Below are 1,103 nucleotides of genomic sequence, written 5' to 3'. Positions count from 1 at the left end.
CTAGGGCCTGTGTGAGGTTGTGATCATTCTCGGGTTCTGGTCCCGTGTGGGGGTGGGACCTGGTAGGACGCTGGGTGTGACACGTAGGCAACTCACCGACGAGCAGTGGGAGTTCATCGAGCCGTACCTGCCGATAGGCGAGTACGGTCCGTACCCCGAGCGACTGCGGGAGCAGTTCGAGGGGGTGATCTGGCGGTTCCGGTCGAGCGCCCAGTGGCGCGAGATGCCCTCCGAGTTCGGACCATGGCCGACGGTCTACGGGCGCTTTCGCGTCTGGCGGGACGCCGGGGTCTTCTCCGCTCTCCTGGAAGGCATGATCGCCGAGGCCGCTCGCCGGGGACAGACGGACTTATCCCTGGTCAGCGTGGACTCCACTACGGCCCGCGCCCACCACGACGCAGCCGGGATGCACCTCGGCAAGGACGTCATGGACGCCCTTGAGGAAGCCGCCGCCGAACAGGAGCGGGCCCGGCAAAAAGGGGCGGCCCGCCGGGACAGAACGGGCAGGACGGCGGGCACGACCCCGAGCAGGAAGAGCGACGGCGTATCAGGCGACGGCGCAAGTTCCGGCTGAATCAAGCTCTGCTCGGCAGATCCCGTGGCGGACTGACGAGCAAGATCCATCTCGCCGCGGACCGCAGGTGCCGTCCGCTGTCCCTCGTGCTGACCGCAGGACAGGCCGGCGACAGCCCGCAGTTCGTCCCCGTGCTGCAGAAGATCCGGGTCCGTCTGCCTGTCGGCCGGCCTCGAACCCGGCCCGGCGCTGTCGCCGCGGACAAGGCCTACTCGTCCCGCGCCAACCGCTCTTACCTGCGGAAACGCAGCATCAAGGCAGTCATTCCGGAGAAGAAGGACCAGGCCGTCAACCGAAAGAAGAAGGGCCGCCGAGGCGGCCGCCCCACGTGCCACGACAGCGATCTTTACAAGGAGCGGAACACGGTCGAGAGGCTCATCAACAAGCTCAAGGCCTGGCGGGGCATCGCCACTCGATACGACAAGTCGCCCGAGAGCTACCTCGCCGGCCTCCACCTCCGGGCCTCAATGATCTGGATCAACGACCTGCTGAAGGCAACTGGCTGATCACAACGTCACACAGACCCTAG

At 66.5% G+C, this 1,103-nt stretch carries 1 pseudogene; it reads left to right on the top strand.

Annotated elements, in window-relative coordinates:
- The first annotated feature begins 76 nt into the window (after positions 1-76).
- Positions 77-1,080: pseudogene (locus tag ACHBTE_RS35700) on the top strand (IS5 family transposase).
- Positions 1,081-1,103 lie beyond the last annotated feature (23 nt).

The organism is Streptomyces sp. M41, from assembly GCF_043673425.1.
Classification (GTDB): domain Bacteria; phylum Actinomycetota; class Actinomycetes; order Streptomycetales; family Streptomycetaceae; genus Streptomyces.
The sequence above is the reverse complement of the archived record's forward strand: the minus strand, read 5'-3'. Positions and strand labels throughout refer to the sequence as shown.